General features: G+C 46.9%; 14 protein-coding genes. 5 read left to right on the top strand and 9 right to left on the bottom strand.

Going from position 1 to position 17,617, the window contains the following annotated elements; all coding sequences use genetic code 11:
• Positions 1-41 precede the first annotated feature (41 nt).
• A complete protein-coding gene (locus tag D1Z90_RS15450) occupies positions 42-647 on the top strand; it encodes a DUF1287 domain-containing protein (protein ID WP_119911686.1) in 606 nt (201 codons plus the stop codon).
• Between the two features lie 42 nt (positions 648-689).
• On the opposite strand, the gene D1Z90_RS15445 is transcribed toward D1Z90_RS15450, so the two are convergent.
• Together D1Z90_RS15445 and putP are read right to left on the bottom strand one after the other, a co-directional pair.
• Positions 690-1,841 (bottom strand): diguanylate cyclase domain-containing protein, encoded by a 1,152-nt coding sequence (locus D1Z90_RS15445; RefSeq protein WP_119911685.1) that lies wholly within the window; start codon positions 1,839-1,841, stop codon positions 690-692.
• Between the two features lie 354 nt (positions 1,842-2,195).
• Complete coding sequence (putP, locus tag D1Z90_RS15440) at positions 2,196-3,686, bottom strand: sodium/proline symporter PutP (RefSeq protein WP_198419222.1); 1,491 nt, start codon at positions 3,684-3,686, stop codon at positions 2,196-2,198.
• Positions 3,687-3,962: 276 nt separating this feature from the next.
• On the opposite strand from putP, the gene D1Z90_RS15435 reads away from it, so the two are divergent.
• Positions 3,963-5,477 carry a DEAD/DEAH box helicase gene (locus D1Z90_RS15435; RefSeq protein WP_119911684.1) on the top strand — a complete coding sequence of 505 codons (1,515 nt, stop codon included), beginning with the start codon at positions 3,963-3,965 and terminating at the stop codon, positions 5,475-5,477.
• Positions 5,478-5,539: 62 nt separating this feature from the next.
• On the opposite strand, the gene dbpA is transcribed toward D1Z90_RS15435, so the two are convergent.
• Genes dbpA through D1Z90_RS15420 form a run of 3 tightly spaced genes read right to left on the bottom strand, consistent with a single transcriptional unit; the run spans position 5,540 to position 9,010 of the window.
• A complete protein-coding gene (dbpA, locus tag D1Z90_RS15430) occupies positions 5,540-6,937 on the bottom strand; it encodes an ATP-dependent RNA helicase DbpA (protein ID WP_198419221.1) in 1,398 nt (465 codons plus the stop codon).
• 46 nt (positions 6,938-6,983) lie between these two features.
• Positions 6,984-8,351, bottom strand: a complete 1,368-nt coding sequence (locus tag D1Z90_RS15425) for a TrkH family potassium uptake protein (protein ID WP_119911683.1) — start codon at positions 8,349-8,351, stop codon at positions 6,984-6,986.
• Entirely contained in the window at positions 8,348-9,010 is a 663-nt protein-coding gene (locus tag D1Z90_RS15420; RefSeq protein WP_119911682.1) for a potassium channel family protein, read from the bottom strand. Before D1Z90_RS15420 ends, D1Z90_RS15425 begins: the two co-directional genes overlap by 4 nt.
• Before the next feature lie 264 nt (positions 9,011-9,274).
• Here D1Z90_RS15420 and D1Z90_RS15415 point away from each other — a divergent pair, with 264 nt between their 5' ends.
• The 3 genes from D1Z90_RS15415 to D1Z90_RS15405 all read left to right on the top strand — a co-directional run bounded on the left by D1Z90_RS15415 (position 9,275) and on the right by D1Z90_RS15405 (position 11,319).
• Positions 9,275-10,003, top strand: a complete 729-nt coding sequence (locus tag D1Z90_RS15415) for a GGDEF domain-containing protein (RefSeq protein WP_119911681.1) — start codon at positions 9,275-9,277, stop codon at positions 10,001-10,003.
• A 70-nt stretch (positions 10,004-10,073) separates the two neighbouring features.
• A complete protein-coding gene (locus tag D1Z90_RS15410) occupies positions 10,074-10,754 on the top strand; it encodes a Dph6-related ATP pyrophosphatase (RefSeq protein ID WP_119911680.1) in 681 nt (226 codons plus the stop codon).
• Positions 10,755-10,785: 31 nt separating this feature from the next.
• Positions 10,786-11,319, top strand: coding sequence for a dihydrofolate reductase family protein (locus tag D1Z90_RS15405; RefSeq protein WP_119911679.1), 534 nt, complete (start codon positions 10,786-10,788; stop codon positions 11,317-11,319).
• A 100-nt stretch (positions 11,320-11,419) separates the two neighbouring features.
• Here D1Z90_RS15405 and sucD read toward each other — a convergent pair whose 3' ends face one another.
• From sucD to sucA, 4 genes are all read right to left on the bottom strand, one after another.
• Entirely contained in the window at positions 11,420-12,292 is an 873-nt protein-coding gene (gene sucD / locus D1Z90_RS15400) for a succinate--CoA ligase subunit alpha (protein WP_119911678.1), read from the bottom strand.
• The gene (gene sucC, locus D1Z90_RS15395) at positions 12,292-13,458 is read right to left on the bottom strand and encodes an ADP-forming succinate--CoA ligase subunit beta (RefSeq protein WP_119911677.1); all 1,167 of its coding nucleotides are present in this window, start codon (positions 13,456-13,458) and stop codon (positions 12,292-12,294) included. The genes sucD and sucC overlap by 1 nt, the downstream gene beginning before the upstream one ends.
• 88 nt (positions 13,459-13,546) lie before the next feature.
• Positions 13,547-14,728 carry a 2-oxoglutarate dehydrogenase complex dihydrolipoyllysine-residue succinyltransferase gene (gene odhB / locus D1Z90_RS15390; protein ID WP_119911676.1) on the bottom strand — a complete coding sequence of 394 codons (1,182 nt, stop codon included), beginning with the start codon at positions 14,726-14,728 and terminating at the stop codon, positions 13,547-13,549.
• Between the two features lie 18 nt (positions 14,729-14,746).
• Complete coding sequence (gene sucA, locus D1Z90_RS15385) at positions 14,747-17,560, bottom strand: 2-oxoglutarate dehydrogenase E1 component (RefSeq protein ID WP_119911675.1); 2,814 nt, start codon at positions 17,558-17,560, stop codon at positions 14,747-14,749.
• Positions 17,561-17,617: the final 57 nt, after the last annotated feature.

The raw sequence follows: 17,617 nt of genomic DNA, 5'->3' as shown, positions 1-17,617 counted from the left end.
TTCAATGCTAATTGGTTTAACAGTATTCAAAGGGACCTTCAATGTTTGCTCGCTACCTCTACCAAGCCGTTTTAGTCTTCGCCTTTACAGTGCCCAGTTACAGTTCACCTGCATTCGCGGACAGTCAGCAACAACTGGTGGATGCGGCAATGAATCGCACAACACAAAAAGTGACTTACGACGGCAGTTATCATGCTATGAGTTACCCTGGCGGAGATGTACCCAGCCACATTGGTGTATGCACGGACGTGATCATACGCAGCTATCGGCAACTGGGAATTGATTTACAGCAGCGGGTTCACGAAGACATGCAACAGCACTTTGAGCAATATCCGTCGCAACGCATCTGGGGACTGAGTAAAACCGACGCCAATATTGACCATCGACGAGTACCCAATTTGCAAGCGTATTTTGGTCGTCACGGCCAAACTCTGGCAATCACTGACGATGGTAAAGACTACCAGCCAGGCGATATTGTCACTTGGATGTTGCCGGGAAACTTGCCCCACATAGGCATCATAGTCGATGAGCGTTCAGCGGATAATAGCCGCCATAAGGTGGTGCACAATATTGGCTCTGGTCCGATTCTTGAAGACATGTTGTTCAGCTTTAAAATTACCGGCCACTACCGTTATTTACCCCGCTAACCAGCCATGGCAGTTCAGTAAACGGTCACAAAGGAGTGATGATTAAGCGGCTTGGTTTTGCTTACAAGGGGATGCCTGGGCATCACTCATGGCGCAATTTGACGTTTCAACGCCATGGTTAACAAAACAGCCTTTGCCCCGCTTTTTCGCTTGGTACATCGCGGCGTCTGCTTGACGACGTAACGCTTCCAAGGGCAATTGGTTATGCTTATTGATGGCGATACCTATGCTTGCCCCTACTTGCAAACGGCGCTGCTCAAATTCAATGGGCTGCGCTAAACTGTTGAGGCATTTTTGAGCAAGGGGCGCTAACAGCATTAAGCCTTGCGGCGCGCTAACCAAGACCAAAAACTCGTCTCCGCCATGGCGACAACATACGCCAAATTCACCAAATATTTGCGTTAATCGCCGCGCGACTTGGCGTAAGCATTCATCTCCAGCGTCATGTCCATAACTGTCATTCACCGCTTTAAAGCCGTCTAGGTCAATGAACAATAAAGCGGATGAAAGGTCGGCTTCAATAAGCTGTGCGTGGCGTTGTAACGCGCGGAAGTTTTTTAAACCGGTTAATTGATCGTGTTCGGCAAACCAGGCGATATCTTTGTTTTGCTGCACCATTTGCTTTAACAAGCTTTGCGTTCGCTCACGGTAGCTGATCAGGCTAATACCAGAGATCATTAATACCAACAGCAAACAGGTAATGTAAACCGCCCAATGCGGCACATTGTACAGCAAGCGGTGAATGTTGTTGTTCATTACAACCGTTTGGCTGGTAATTAAATAAGCCACTAATACCAGGTAGGCGGTTGAGAACAAGAAGAATCCGTATAACCATCGACGGTTGCCGCACAATGCCACCATAAAACAGGTAAGGAACAAGAAAAATACGCTACCCGCAAGTGGCCCAAGGGTTAAAAGGCCGGCATTTAAAACAATAAAGTTAAATACCAGCAAAAAGATGAATTGGCTGCTAATGCTCAATTGATGTCGACTGACGGTAACCAATAACAGAATACAGACCAAGGTCATTTGCACCATATCACGAGGCGAAAAACCAATTTCTGCGGCCCGGAAACAGCTCATCACCAAAGTGATAACGCTGACCACGGACTCCAAAATTAGCATCAAATGGATCAGGCGTAATTTAAGCTCTTCATCTATTTGCAGTAACGACTGAGGGGTCAATAACTTCAATGACTTTGTGCTCCATGCAAAGGACTAACTTACAGGTAAACAATGACCATGCCGCAGAGGGTTAAATTAAAAGGTCAAAACGCTTATATAGATGACAGCGCCAGGCGCATTGTAATGAAATACGCCGATATTTCGAGCGAAAAATACCTTTTAGCTATACTAAAGCATTAATAATATTTATCTCACAAATAACCGTGTAAACTTGCTGCGCTTACCCAGCTGTAGATTGCTCGCATTTGAGAACATAAATCTGAGCCAATCCACAACATCCAACAGAAATAAAAAAACCGCCCAAAGGCGGTTTTTTTATTTGGCTATCAGGATTTCCTGAGGCCAACGTTCACAACGTGAGAATTACAACTCGTCAATCTGCGTTTCCATTTGCAAGAATTTTTGCACCACACTTTTATCCGGCGCGGCCGTCATTAAGCTAACAGCAACAATAGCGATAGTGGCCAAAATAATCCCTGGCACAATCTCGTATAAGTCAAAAATACCGCCTGATAACTGCTTCCAAACAACCACTGTCACGCCACCTAGGACAATACCGGCGATTGCGCCAAAACGGTTCATGCGCGGCCAATACAAGCTTAAGATAATCGCCGGCCCAAACGCAGCGCCAAATCCAGCCCAAGCATAAGATACCAAGCCCAGCACCGAACTTTCTGGATTAAGGGCTAAAATTAAGGCAATGATTGACAAGGCAATCACGCTCACCCGACCAATCCAAACAATCTTCTCAGAGCTGGCTTCAGGGTTAATGTGCTGCTTGTAGATATCTTCAGCCCAAGCGGAAGAAGATACCAACAACTGAGAGTCCGCGGTACTCATTATTGCCGCCAAGATAGCGGCCAGCAAAATACCCGCAACCACAGGGTGGAACATGGCGTTCACAAGCAGCATAAAGATTTTTTCGCTGTCTTCTACTGTTAGACCGTTGTTGGTCACGTACAACAGGCCGACAAGGCCGACCAGCAAAGCACCAAACATCGACAATGCCGTCCATACAACCGCGATGCGCCTTGCGGTGACTAAATCTTTATTTGAGCGAGACGCTTTAAAGCGGGCCAATATGTGAGGCTGGCCAAAGTAGCCTAGGCCCCACGCAGCCAATGAGACAATGCCAATCAAGGTCATGGGCTCACCTTTCGCGTCCGCAAATAGGGTCAATAATTCAGGGTTGATGGCTTCTAGTTGCTGAGGTAAATCCGTCAAGCTGCCATCAAGTGCAGCAAGAGGTACAACCAAGAGCGCGGCTGACATTAAAAGTCCTTGTACCAAGTCGGTCCATGATACCGCGAGAAAACCACCAAATAAGGTATAAGACACCACACACACGGTGCCAATGATCAGAGCCAAGGTGTAATCTAAACCAAATACGGTTTCAAATAATTTGCCGCCTGCCACTAAGCCAGAACTGGTATAGAACAAAAAGAACAGTAAGATAAAGCACGCAGACACGGTTTGAATCACTTTCGAGTTATCATTAAAACGCCGAGATAAGTACTCTGGTAAGGTTAAAGAGTTGTCAGTGATAATGCTGTAAGTACGCAGCCGTTTGGCGCAAATAAGCCAGTTCAACCAAGTGCCAATTAATAAGCCGCCCGCTAGCCACAACGAGCCAATACCAGCAGCATAAGCATAACCGGGTAAACCCAGTAACAACCAGCCACTCATGTCTGAGGCGCCAGCAGATAGGGCCGTTGGCCAAGGACCAAGTTGCCTGCCACCTAAAAAATAATCAGATGAGTTAAGCGTACGCCGGTAAGCCCAAACACCGATGCCAAGCATCATGGCTAAATACAATAAAAAGGTGGCGGTGATGGCAAAGCTATTTTCTATCATGCCAAGTTAACTCCCTGAAAAAATTTAATATTAACTCTAGTTATAGTTGTAATGTGAAGATGTGTCTGCGCCTCGTTCGATTATTTCGCAACCATCTTAAAACCTCGCATAGCCTACCTTGCCCCTTTATAGCCACCATGACATACAACAGGTTTGAGCCAGAAAGGGCGTAAAAAGTGTGATCCAGTCAAGATTATTTGCCTAACAGAGGATGATGCTGTAACCTGCATGCCCGCTTAAGCGAGTTCGTTCGCCGAGCCCAGTATAGAGACCAGCATGAGTTTTAACGCTTTAGGACTATGTCCTCAACTTTTGCAAGCCATTGAAGCACAAGGCTATAGCACCCCTTCTCCGATTCAGCAGCAAGCAATCCCCGCGATCATCGCAGGTAAAGACGTAATGGCTGCAGCACAAACCGGTACCGGAAAAACCGCCGGATTTACCTTGCCCTTGCTTGAGAGCTTACGTCACAAAGGCAAAGCTAATAATAAACAAGTTCGGGCCTTGGTATTGACGCCGACGCGTGAACTCGCCGCGCAAGTGGCAGAAAGTGTTGCCAATTACAGCAAACACTTACCACTCACTTCGAGTGTGGTGTTTGGCGGTGTTAAAATTAACCCGCAGATCAGCCGGTTAAAACAAGGTTGCGACGTGCTGGTGGCGACCCCGGGTCGCTTATTGGATTTATATAAACAACAAGCGGTAAGCTTTAAACAACTTGAAGTGCTGGTGCTTGATGAAGCAGACCGAATGTTGGACATGGGCTTTATCCATGACATAAAGCGCATTTTGGCGGTGTTACCCGCTCAACGCCAAAACTTACTGTTTTCAGCCACCTTTTCAGACGACATTCGCAAACTCGCGAAAGGCTTAGTGAATAACCCTGTAGAGATTTCGGTGGCGCCACGTAATACCACCGCTAAGTCTGTTGAACAATGGGTATACCCGGTCGACAAAAGCCGTAAATCACGCCTGCTATGTCACCTCATCAAAAGCAATAATTGGCAGCAAGTATTGGTCTTTTCAAAGACCAAACACGGTGCCAACCGTTTGAGTAAAACGCTGGCAGCGCAGGGCCTTGAAGCCGCAGCGATTCATGGTAACAAAAGCCAAGGTGCTCGAACTAAAGCGTTAGCCGGATTTAAAGACGGTAGCATTCGGGTGTTGGTCGCAACAGACATCGCCGCACGTGGGCTAGACATCGACCAACTGCCTCAGGTGGTCAATTTTGATTTGCCACAAGTGGCGGAAGATTATGTGCACCGCATAGGTCGAACCGGTCGTGCGGGCGCAACCGGGCAAGCCGTGTCTTTAGTATGCGCAGATGAAATAAAGCTGCTTAACGGTATCGAAAAACTCACAGGTGGGGTGATTGAGCGCCAAGTTATCTCAGGGTTTGAGCCGGAGCATCCGCTGCCCCACTCGCATATTCAGCAAGGTAATAAAGCGGGTAATGGCAAGGCCAAGCCACGCCGAAATCAAGGCCAAGCTAAGTCAAACCGTCGCCACAAAGGCGCCAAAACGGGTGGCTCAGAAGGTGGTCACGCTAACCATGGCCAATCGCGAAAAGATCAAAATACCGGTAAAGGCCCTCAGCAATCGCCTCAAGGTCAACGCCCGCAGCGCGGTAAAGGTAAGCCGAACTCAGGCAGCCAGTCTGATAACCCATGGGCCAATCATGAGCGAACAGCTGCTAAGCCGACACCAAATCGTCGGCGCAAACCCAGTCAAGCAACTCAATCGCAGCAAAGTAATAGCGCGCCTAAAAAGCCGGTAACGTTTAAAGCCTAATAGGGCTAAAAACAAAAAAAGCATGTCATTGACATGCTTTTTTTATAATCTCTTTTCCGTCGCTATCGCAAACGGCTGATTTTAAAACTGCGACCTTTAATTTTTCCTTCTTGGATCTTTTTCAATGCCGCTTTAGCCACATCACGGCGCACAGCCACATACGCATAAAACTCAAACACCTGAATTTTACCTACTGTGGATCCGTCTATGCCCGTTTTACCCGTCAGCGCACCAAGAATGTCGCCGGGGCGAACTTTTTGCTTTTTACCCCCGTCAATTCTTAAGGTGACCATGTTCGGCACAGGTAACGCTTGATTCATGACGCTCACAGGGGGCAAGCTCTCTGGCGTAATGGTTTGTTGCAGGTAATCTTCAAGGGCGATCACTTTCTGGGTGTCTTTTAAGCTTACCAGTGAACAAGCGATGCCTTTACTGCCGGCGCGCCCCGTCCTACCGATTCGGTGCACGTGTACTTCAGGATCATGGGACAACTGATAGTTAATCACAGCATCAAGTGCATCAATATCTAAACCACGTGCTGCAACGTCAGTCGCCACTAGTATGTTGATACTTTTGTTGGCAAAACGAGCAAGGGTTTGGTCTCTGTCTCTTTGCTCAAGGTCGCCGTTTAAGGCCGCCGCGCTAAAGCCGTAATTGAGTAACTCTTGGGCCACTTCTTGGGTGTCTTTTTTCATATTACAGAAAATCACGCATGACTCAGGTTGGTGCTGCATGATGAGTAAACGAATTGCTTCAAGCTTGGCTTCGTGACTGTCTACTTCGTAAAAGTGCTGGGAAATGCTGCTTTGTTCGTGAGTGGATGCCACCTTGATCACTTCAGGGGCGTCCATAATATTCTTTGCCATAGAATTAATCTGCGCTGGGAACGTTGCGCTAAACAGTAAATTCTGTCGCTGCGCAGGCAAAGCCGCGACGATGGTTTCGAGATCTGGTTGAAAGCCCATCTCCAACATCCGGTCTGCTTCGTCGAGCACAAAGCAGTTGACGTCTTCAAGCTTTAAACGCCCTTTGTTAATGTGTTCAACAATGCGCCCAGGCGTTCCCACTACGATGTGCGCGCCATGCTCCAGCGAACCAATTTGAGGACCAAAAGGCGTGCCGCCACACAAAGTGAGCACTTTAATATTGTGGATGCTGCGGGCCAAACGACGGATTTCTTTGGCTACTTGATCGGCTAATTCTCGGGTTGGGCACAATACCAAGCTTTGCACCCGAAAGCGCTTTACATCTAACGCTTGTAATAACCCTAAACCAAATGCTGCGGTCTTGCCCGAGCCTGTTTTACCTTGGGCGATGACGTCTTTCCCGGCGAGAATATGGGGCAGACTTTGCCCTTGAATCGGGGTCATCTGGTGGTAATCAAGCGAAGCGAGGTTGGATAATAAGTCAGCTTTTAAAGCCAAGGAGTCAAACGCGGTATCAGTCAAGGTTAGGCCCATTTACAACAAAAAATAGAATGGGCCCAGTATAACAGTTTATGCGTGATTAACCCGCAAATACATAACCCTGAGGGTACTTTAGCAAGCTCGGTTTTGGCCTTGCCAACATATACACTAAGGTGAGCGGACCTATGCGGCCAATGATCATCACGACCACCATAATCAGTTTGCCCGTTTCACTTAAATTGGCGGTCAGCCCAGCGGTTAACCCTACAGTGGCAAACGCAGAAATGGTTTCAAACATGACTACTTCAAATTTCGCTTGCTCGGTAAGCATCAATAAAAACATGGCAATAAGCAGCAATAAACCACTGACCACAATAATGGCTAAACACTTGGTCACCGTTTGCCAAGGAATAGATCGGCGAAACAACTCTATTTGATTTTGTTGGCGCAAAAAAGTCCACGTCGCCGCGATGGCCACCACAAAGGTTGAGACTTTAATGCCGCCTCCGGTTGACGTTGAACCGGCGCCAATCAGCATTAATACCAGCATCACTAATAAAGCAGGCTGGGTAAACTGACTGAGATCTACCGAGTTAAAACCTGCGGTGCGGGCACTGGCAGATTGAAAAAATGCTGCCAGCCATTGCTCCCCTTGAGACAAGTTGCCCAAAGTAGCAGGGTTGTTTCGCTCTAACAGCCAGAACAACAAAGCGCCAATGGCTAACAAGATGGGCGTCGCGGTGACCATCACCTTACTGTGTAACTGCAAGTGATTAAAACCGCGGTGACCATTACGACTGAGATCTGAAATGACGGTAAAGCCCAAACCGCCAAAAATTAACAAGCCCGCTATCGTAAAATTGACCAAGGGATCGCCCACAAAGCTCATCATACTGTCAGAAAAAAGCGCAAAACCGGCGTTATTAAAAGCCGAGATAGCATGGAAAATGGCATAAAAAACGCCCTCTGCCCAGCCCATTTCTGGCACCCAACGAATGGCGAGAATAATCGCTCCTAACAGCTCAGCCAGCATGGAAAAAATAATAATGTGCTTAACCAACCGCCTCAGGTTAACGGCTTTCCCTTGTCCTAGTTCTTCTTTTGTGAGCGCTTGCTGACGCAGGCTGATGCGAAAGCCAAACATATAAAGCAGCACTGCAGATAAAGTCATCTGCCCTAATCCACCAATTTGCATCAGTAGCATGAGTAATATTTTTCCGGCGATGGTGAAGTGCTCGCCAGTGTCGACGACGCCGAGTCCAGTAACGCTAATCGCCGAGGTGGCTGTAAACAGCGCATCGACAATGCCTAAACCGGTCACAGAAAAAACGGGTAAGGTAAGCAGAATCGCCGCAGGAAATAAAATCGCGAGAAAACTGGTCACAATCAGCTTGGGCTCAGACCATGGCTTTTTTTGTTTGTCCGTCTTTAGCGGATAAGTAAAGTGGCGCTGGTGCTGCAGGCTCATAAGTGTTTTAACCTTTCAGCTAATTCATCTTCGGCCCCAGCAACGATTAAAATGTCTCCCATTTCAAGCGGGGTATCAAGACCAAAGTCTTTATGAATACTTGGCCCGCGTTTCACCGCCAGCACTTCAATGGTACTTTTTTTAACACAAATATGTTGCCCCAAAGGCATTCCAAAGTGCTCTCGGGTAATCACCACTTCCGCGATAGCAAGTCCGCTACCAAGCGACAAATAATCAAAAACCCGTTTATCCAGCATATTACGCGCAATGCGAATGCCCATGTCACGCTCTGGGCTAATGATTTTATCGGCGCCGATCTTATTGAGAATTTTGGCGTGAAACTTATCTTTGGCTTTTACCCATACCGTTCGGACACCGGCTTCTTTTAACACCAAGGTGGTTAAAATACTGGCATTAACGTCATCGCCTATCGACACCATCACGATGTCATACTCATCCAATTTCAACTCGGCAATGGTGGCCTCATTGGAGCAATCCGCCACCACAGCATGAGACACGGTATCGACCAATTTGGCGACTTTGTCTTCTGCAATATCCAGCGCCAACACTTGTGCGCCCTGCTCTCTTAATTCTTCACACAAGGCCGAACCGAACCGACCCAAGCCCACCACCGCAAATTGTTTTTCAGATAAGTTCATAAGACCCATACAACCTATTTTGTTCAATGCCGTTTTTCAATATTCTTTCGTTACCTAACCGCCTCAGTGATAATCACTACTTAGCCGCAATGTTCTAGCAACTTATTGATTATAGACAGCAAAATTAAAGGAATATGCACCAAAGGTAAAAAAGTGCATTTCATCCGTGCTAAATGCAAACTATTCGCGTTTTTTTGCATTTCAGCACAGCAATTTTTACTAATTCATCTAAGCTAAAAAGTATCGAGCGCAAGGAGGCAACCGATGAAAGTATGTAATAACCCTATCAGTTTTACAGGGTCTGCAAGACGAGACCTCACGTTAGTATTGTGCATCATTGCAGTAATATCTTTTATTTCAATCCGGTACGACATGGCGGAGTTCTTGATTGAGTTCTCAAGCCGTTATGAAACTTTTGAACTGGATGAGCTAATGCCAGTCGGCATGGTAATGGGCCTGTGTTTTGGCTGGTTTTCATGGCGTCGCTGGAAAGAAATAACGCAACTTTACCATGCGGTAGAAAAGCTATCCCTTCAAGATCCCATTACCCATATCAATAACCGCCGCGCAGCCAATATTGAACTTGGCAGATTACAAAAACGCGCGGAGCCCTATGGCGTTTTACTGCTAGACATCGATAACTACAAGCAAATCAATGAAACCTTGGGTTATGACGTAGGCGATGAAATATTAGTAAAAAAGGCAACCTTGTTAGAGCAAGCCATTGGCGACAAGGCCTTCATTGCTCGTTGGGCAGGGCCACAGTTTATCGTCTTTTGCCCCAGGTTTGACGTCCATCAAACCCAAGCCTTAGCAAGTAAGCTGCATAAAGCATTGAGCGACGACCTGTTTCAAAGCATGAAAATCAACCTGTTTATCGGTATCACCCAAAGTTATGGCAAAGAAAGCGCGAAACAAATGCTAGAGCAAGCACAAGATGCTTTGTTTGAGGCTAAGGCCCAAGGTAATGGCGTGCATCAGCAATGGGCCTAATACTCAGGTAAATACTGGCTTAAAATAATCTTTCAGCTTACTCTCTAGCGATTGATACGGAGAAGAAAAGTTGAAGAAAATTGCTTTAAGCTGGTCATCTGGAAAGGATGCGTGTTTAACCTTACTGACTTTACAGGCGCAAGCTCAGGTAGAAGTATGCGCGCTATTTACCACCCATGTGAAAGGAGTAGTGCCTTTTCAAAATACCCCTATAGGCGTGGTGCAAGCACAAGCTCAAGCCATTGGCCTGCCGCTAGTTTTGATTGAGTTGCCAACGGTTTTCCCTGCCAACGATGTGTATCAAGGTGCAGTTGTGGAAGGTTTGAAAAACGCTAGCTTGAACATTGACGCTGTGGCCTTTGGGGATATGTTTCACAATGGCATCGCCGCATACCGAAAAAGCTATATTGAGCCAGCAGGTTGGCAGGCTTTATTCCCCTTGATGGGAAAAATCGGCGAAAATGATCGCGAAATCAGCCAACGACTTTCCCGCCAGATTCTAAGCCAACTCATAGAATGTTATATTAGCTGCGTTGATAACCGCTACCTAGCCCCTAGTTACTGCGGCCAAGCGTATGACAGCGCGTTGGTTCAACAACTCACGCCCAATATTGATCCATGTGGTGAACATGGTGAGTTTCATACTATCGTAACCAATGCACCATGCTTTAACAGGCCTATTTGCCTACAATTTGATGGCCATTATCAGCAAGGTAATTTTACTCATAGCCATGTCTTTCTAGACAGTTAAACAACTAAGATAACAAGAGAAAAGGTCGAGTATGAAAAAGCACGTTTTTATCGCCACTAGCCTAGATGGCTATATTGCCGATAGTAATAATCAAATTGATTGGCTTCATGATATTGATAATCCAACGGGCGATGATTGCGGATTTAGCCAGTTCATCGCGGGGGTCGACGCCATTGTGATGGGAAGAAACACTTTCGAAACTGTCGCCGGCTTTGACTGTGAATGGCCCTACCCAGTGCCGGTGTTTGTCTGCAGCCGCAGTCTCACTCACGTCCCTGACGAGTTAACCGAAAAGGCTTGCATATTGTCCGGCACGGCTGAGGAAATCTGCCAGCAATTGGCATTGCAGGGTTTCGATAACCTCTATGTCGACGGTGGCAACTTGATCCAGCAGTTTTTACGAGCAGGTTTAATTGATGAAATGACCATCTCAACCCTCCCCATTTTACTTGGGGCTGGTACCTCATTGTTCGGCGAGTTAACCGAGCCGATGAAGTTTCGACATATCAAAACACAGTGTTATCTCGGCGCCATAGTGAGTAGCCAATACCTTAAAGAAACTTGATAACTTGACGCGCGTTTAGCTAATACGATTACGCTTTAAGCGATCCAGTAGGCATAAAAAAAGCCAGCATAGCTGGCTTTTTGCGGTTGATAAATACAGCTTACCAACCAGTAATGTCTTTCAGCGCGGTACCAATCTCGGCAAGAGATTTAGTAGTACGTACACCTGCCGCTTCTAAAGCTGCGAATTTGTCTTCTGCAGTACCTTTACCACCAGAGATAATGGCACCCGCGTGGCCCATACGCTTACCTGCAGGAGCCGTTACACCGGCAATGTAAGAAACAACAGGTTTAGTGACGTTAGCTTTAATGTAAGCTGCTGCTTCTTCTTCTGCTGTGCCACCGATTTCGCCGATCATTACAATCGCTTCAGTCGCAGGATCATTTTCGAACATTTCTAGTACGTCAATGAAGTTAGTACCTGGGATTGGGTCACCACCGATACCAACACACGTTGATTGGCCAAAGCCTGCATCTGTAGTTTGCTTAACCGCTTCATACGTAAGCGTACCAGAGCGAGAAACAATGCCCACTTTACCTGGCTTGTGGATGTGGCCAGGCATGATACCAATCTTCGACTCACCCGGAGTGATAACACCCGGACAGTTAGGGCCAATCATGCGCACGCCTGTCTCTTCAAGCTTCACTTTAACATCAAGCATATCCAGCGTTGGAATGCCTTCAGTGATGGTTACAATCAGCTCAATGCCTGCATCAATCGCTTCTAGAATTGCGTCTTTACAAAACGGAGCCGGTACATAGATAACCGTAGCCGTTGCGCCTGTGGCTTCTACCGCTTCACGCACTGTGTTAAATACAGGTAAACCTAAGTGCTCTTGACCGCCTTTGCCAGGTGAAACACCGCCTACCATTTGCGTACCGTAAGCAATCGCTTGCTCAGAGTGGAAAGTACCTTGGCCGCCAGTGAAACCTTGACAGATCACTTTAGTGTCTTTGTTAATTAGTACAGACATTATTTGCCCTCCGCAGCTTTAACAACTTGCTGAGCAGCGTCTGTTAGACTTGTTGCAGCAATGATATCCAAATCAGAATTTGCAAGCACTTCGCGACCTAGGTCAGCGTTAGTACCTTCAAGACGAACCACAACAGGCACTTCAACGCCTACTTCTTTCACAGCGCCGATAATACCTTCTGCAATCATGTCACAACGAACAATACCGCCGAAAATGTTAACCAGTACCGCTTTCACGTTGTCGTCAGATAGGATAATTTTGAATGCTTCTGCTACACGTTCTTTGGTTGCGCCGCCACCAACGTCTAAGAAGTTAGCTGGCTTGCCACCGTGTAGGTTAACGATGTCCATAGTGCCCATTGCCAGGCCTGCACCGTTCACCATACAACCTACGTTACCGTCTAGTGCAACATAGTTAAGTTCGAATTTAGCGGCATGTGCTTCACGCTCATCTTCTTGTGAAGGATCGTGCATTTCGCGTAGTTTAGGCTGGCGGTACATCGCGTTTGAGTCGATGTTAATTTTACCGTCCAAACATACTAGGTTACCTTCACCAGTAATAACCAGTGGGTTAATTTCTAGTAGGGCTAAATCGTGCTCAAGAACCATAGTCGCAAGGCCTAAGAAAATCTTAGTGAACTGCTTGATTTGGTCGCCTTCTAGGCCCAATTTAAACGCCAGTTCACGGCCTTGGTAAGCTTGTGGGCCAACCAAAGGATCGATAGCGGCTTTATGAATAAGCTCAGGCGTTTCTTCTGCTACTTTTTCAATTTCCATGCCGCCTTCAGTCGACGCCATGAATACAACGCGACGTGTACCGCGGTCAACAACAGCACCTAGGTACAGTTCGTTAGCGATGTTAGAAGCTTCTTCTACCAAGATTTTCGCAACCGGTTGACCGTTTGCATCTGTTTGGTAAGTAACTAGGTTTTTGCCTAACCATTTTTCCGCAAAACCTTTGATACCTTCTTTAGTTGTGTGTAGTTCTACACCGCCCGCTTTACCACGGCCACCGGCGTGTACCTGACACTTAACAACCCATTTATCTCCACCGATCTTGCTGGCTGATTCAGCGGCTTCTTGTGGGGTATCACAAGCGAAACCTACTGGGACTGGCAATCCAAAGTCAGCAAAAAGCTGTTTTGCCTGGTACTCATGCAAATTCATGTGTTTTATCCGTTCTTTTGACTACGTTTCCGGGTGAATGCACCCAACGAAAGGGCCTGAAAATCAGGCCCAAGGTTAATTATGTCGTTTATACGTCAAGTAATAAACGTGTTGGGTCTTCTAATAACTCTTTCACTGTTACAAGGAAGCCCACTGACTCTTTACCATCAATCAAGCGATGATCGTATGACAGAGCCAAATACATCATAGGTAAAATTTCAACTTTACCGTCAACCGCCATTGGTCGCTCTTGGATTTTATGCATGCCCAAGATAGCCGCTTGTGGCGGGTTGATAATAGGCGTTGACAATAATGATCCAAATACACCGCCGTTAGTAACGGTGAAGTTGCCGCCCATCATTTCTTCAACGGTAAGTTTGCCATCACGACCTTTAAGAGCAAGCTCACGAATGTTCTTTTCAATATCAGCAAGGCCCATGGTGTCGGTATCACGAAGAACCGGCGTCACCAAACCACGCGGCGTTGACACCGCAATGCTGACGTCAAAGAAGTTATGGTAAACAATGTCGTCACCGTCAATCGAAGCATTCACTTCTGGGTAACGTTTCAGCGCTTCTGTCACAGCTTTGATGTAGAAAGACATAAAGCCTAAGCGAATACCGTGCTTTTCTTCAAACACGTCTTTGTATTGCTTACGAATGTCCATGATTGGCTTCATGTTGATTTCGTTAAACGTGGTCAACATGGCCGTCGAGTTTTTCGCCTCTAGCAAACGCTCAGCGATCCGCTTACGCAGACGCGTCATAGGCACACGCTTTTCACTGCGCGCAGCTACAGGTACGTCAACCGCTGGAGCACTTGCGCTGGCCGCTGCTGGAGCCGCTTTTGCATTTTGGAAGTTATCGACGTCTTCTTTGGTGATTACGCCGCCTTTACCTGTGCCTTTAATCTGACTAGCATCTAAGCCTAGCTCATTGATTAAACGGCGCACAGAAGGACTTGCATCCGCGGTGCCTTGGGCAGCAGCTGGTGTCTCTTCAGCAGCAGCTTCAGCAGGCGCATCTGCCGCTTCACCTGGTTGCAAGCGACCAATCAGTTGCTTAGACAGTACTGTCGCACCTTCTTCTTCTACAATCGCTTCTAAGATACCTGATTCAGAAGCAGGTACTTCCAGTACCACTTTGTCAGTTTCGATGTCTACCAAGATTTCGTCACGCTCAACAAATTCACCAGGTTGAACGTGCCATGTCGCTACCGTGGCATCAGCGACGGATTCTGGCAGGTCAGGAACTAAAATTTCAATCGCCATCACTATTTCCTTAAACTCTTATTCTTCTAGACCAAGTGCGTCATTCACTAACGCTTTTTGTTGTTTTAAATGCACAGAGATGTAACCCACTGCTGGAGAGGCTGATGCGGCTCGACCTGTGTACGTTAAGCTAGCATCTTGCGGAATTACAGTTCTGAAATGGTGCTGGCTACAATACCAAGCGCCTTGGTTTTGTGGCTCTTCCTGACACCAAACAAAATCTTTCACGTGTTGATATTGCTCAAAGATTTCGCTTACTTCTTCCAACGGGAATGGGTAAAGCTGCTCGATGCGCACTATCGCAACATTCGTTAATTCTTTGTTACGTCTTTGTTCGAGCAAATCGTAATAGACTTTACCACTACACATCACTACCCGATTGACTTGTTTGGGATCAAGATCATCAATTTCGTCAATTGCGTTGAAGAAACGACCATTTGCAAGCTCATCCAAGCTCGAAACCGCTAACGGATGACGCAGCAAAGACTTAGGAGACATCACAATCAGTGGGCGACGCATTGGGCGCACAACTTGACGACGTAACATTTGGAACACTTGCGCCGGCGTTGAAGGCACTACAACTTGCATATTATGCTCTGCACAAAGCTGTAAGTAACGTTCTAAACGAGCAGACGAGTGCTCTGGGCCTTGACCTTCGTAACCGTGAGGTAACAATAATGTTAAACCACACATGCGGCCCCACTTTTGCTCACCAGAGCTGAGGAATTGATCAAATACGACTTGGGCACCGTTGGCGAAATCACCAAATTGCGCTTCCCAAATTGCTAGACCTTTTGGCTCAGCGGTAGAGTATCCGTATTCAAATGCCAATACTGCTTCTTCCGACAATACCGAGTCGTAGATATCGATGCGGCCTTGGTCATCTTTCATATGACGCAGTGGCATGTAGGTGCTCGCATCAGTCTGATTGTGTAACACAGAATGACGGTGGAAGAAGGTACCACGACCGGAGTCTTGTCCCACAATACGCACATTGTATTGGCTATCAAGAATGGTGGCGTAAGCCAGTGTTTCAGCAAACCCCCAATCTATCATTTTCTCACCGCGCACCATGGCGACGCGATCTTGGTAAATTTTATTAACACGGGAATGCAGCTTATGCTCTTCCGGATACTGACAGACCTTCTCACCCAACTCTTTTAAATGCTCAATCGGGTAATGGCTATCGTATGGCGTATCCCAGTCGTGTTTCAGGTAAGGCGTCCAGTCAACCGAATGCTTTTGCATTGGGCGCCATTCGTCTACCACACAATCGCCTTTGTCTAAGGCATCGCGGTAGTCACTTGAAATAGCTTTAGCGCGAACTTTATCAACCACCCCTTCGTTGACCAATTGGTCAGCGTAGATACTACGCGGCGTTGGGTGCTTTTTAATTTTTTGGTACATCAACGGCTGAGTCGCATTCGGCTCATCCGCTTCGTTATGACCATGACGACGGTAACACACAAGGTCAATCACTACGTCGCGATTGAAGGTGTTACGGAAATCAAGGGCAATCTGAGTTACAAAGATAACGGCTTCAGGATCGTCAGCATTGACGTGGAAAATAGGCGCCTGCACCATTTTCGCAATATCCGTACAATACATGGTTGAACGGGTATCTTCAGGGTTAGAAGTTGTGAAACCAATTTGGTTATTGATAACAATGCGAATGGTACCGCCCACTTTAAATGCCCGTGCTTGTGACATGTTAAAAGTTTCTTGCACCACACCTTGACCAGCAATGGCAGAGTCACCGTGTACCGTGATTGGCACTACAGAAGAGCCATCTTCACAACCAAGGCGCTCTTGACGAGCACGTACTGAACCTAACACTACAGGGTTAACGATTTCTAAGTGAGACGGGTTAAAGGCCAAAGCCAAGTGAACGTCGCCACCCGGAGTCGCAAAATCTGAGCTAAAGCCTTGGTGATATTTTACGTCACCCGCGCTGTCATCATGGATTTTCTTGCCCGCGAATTCATCAAATAGGTCACCGGCTTTTTTACCCAATACGTTCACTAGCATATTCAAGCGACCGCGGTGAGCCATGCCGATTACAACTTCTTTGGCACCCTGCTCACCTGAGCGGCGAATGAGTTCTTTCACCATAGGTACGAAGCTATCGCCACCTTCTAGGGAGAAACGCTTAGCACCCGGGAATTTTGAGCCAATGTATTTTTCGAGGCCTTCAGCGGCAGATAACCCTTCTAAGAAGCGGACTTTGGCATCTTCACTAAACGAAGGTTTACTTTCACAAGACTCAAGGCGATTTTGAATCCAACGTTTTTGCTCCGTGTTGGTAATGTGCATGTACTCAGCACCTACCGAACCACAATATGTGCGCTTCAACGATTCAACCAAGTCTTTAAGTACCATGGTTTCGTTGCCAGCCGCGTAAGAGCCTACGTTGAAACTCGCGTCGAAATCGGCGCCTTCTAAATCGTGGAAAAATGGGTCAAGCTCACGCACAGGTTCACGCTGCCAAAGTCTTAGCGGATCAAGTTGTGCTTGTTGGTGACCACGGAATCGATAAGCGTTGATAAGCTGTAGTACTTTTACTTGCTTAGCATCGTTGTGCATTTCGCCAGATGGCGCTGTAAAACGTTTAGGAGATTTTGCTAGTCGGCGAAACTCTTCAATAATATCTGAATGCGCCTGCTCAGCTTGAACATTTTCAAGGGCAGGAAGATCGTCGAAGATGCCACGCCAGTTAGCGTCAACAGCCATAGGGTCTTGCAGATAGGTTTCATACAGCTCTTCAATGTAAGCCGCATTAGCACCAGCCAGGTGAGAAGATTCTAGCCAGGCTTTCATCACGCTGTTTTGCATTAATTTTCCCTTATTATACTTCTTGGGCAAACCGGCCAAGGGCCAGGTTCCTGAAAT

Source organism: Motilimonas pumila (genome assembly GCF_003596335.1).
Taxonomy (GTDB): Bacteria; Pseudomonadota; Gammaproteobacteria; order Enterobacterales; family CBDFNC01; genus Motilimonas; species Motilimonas pumila.
The sequence above is the reverse complement of the archived record's forward strand: the minus strand, read 5'-3'. Positions and strand labels throughout refer to the sequence as shown.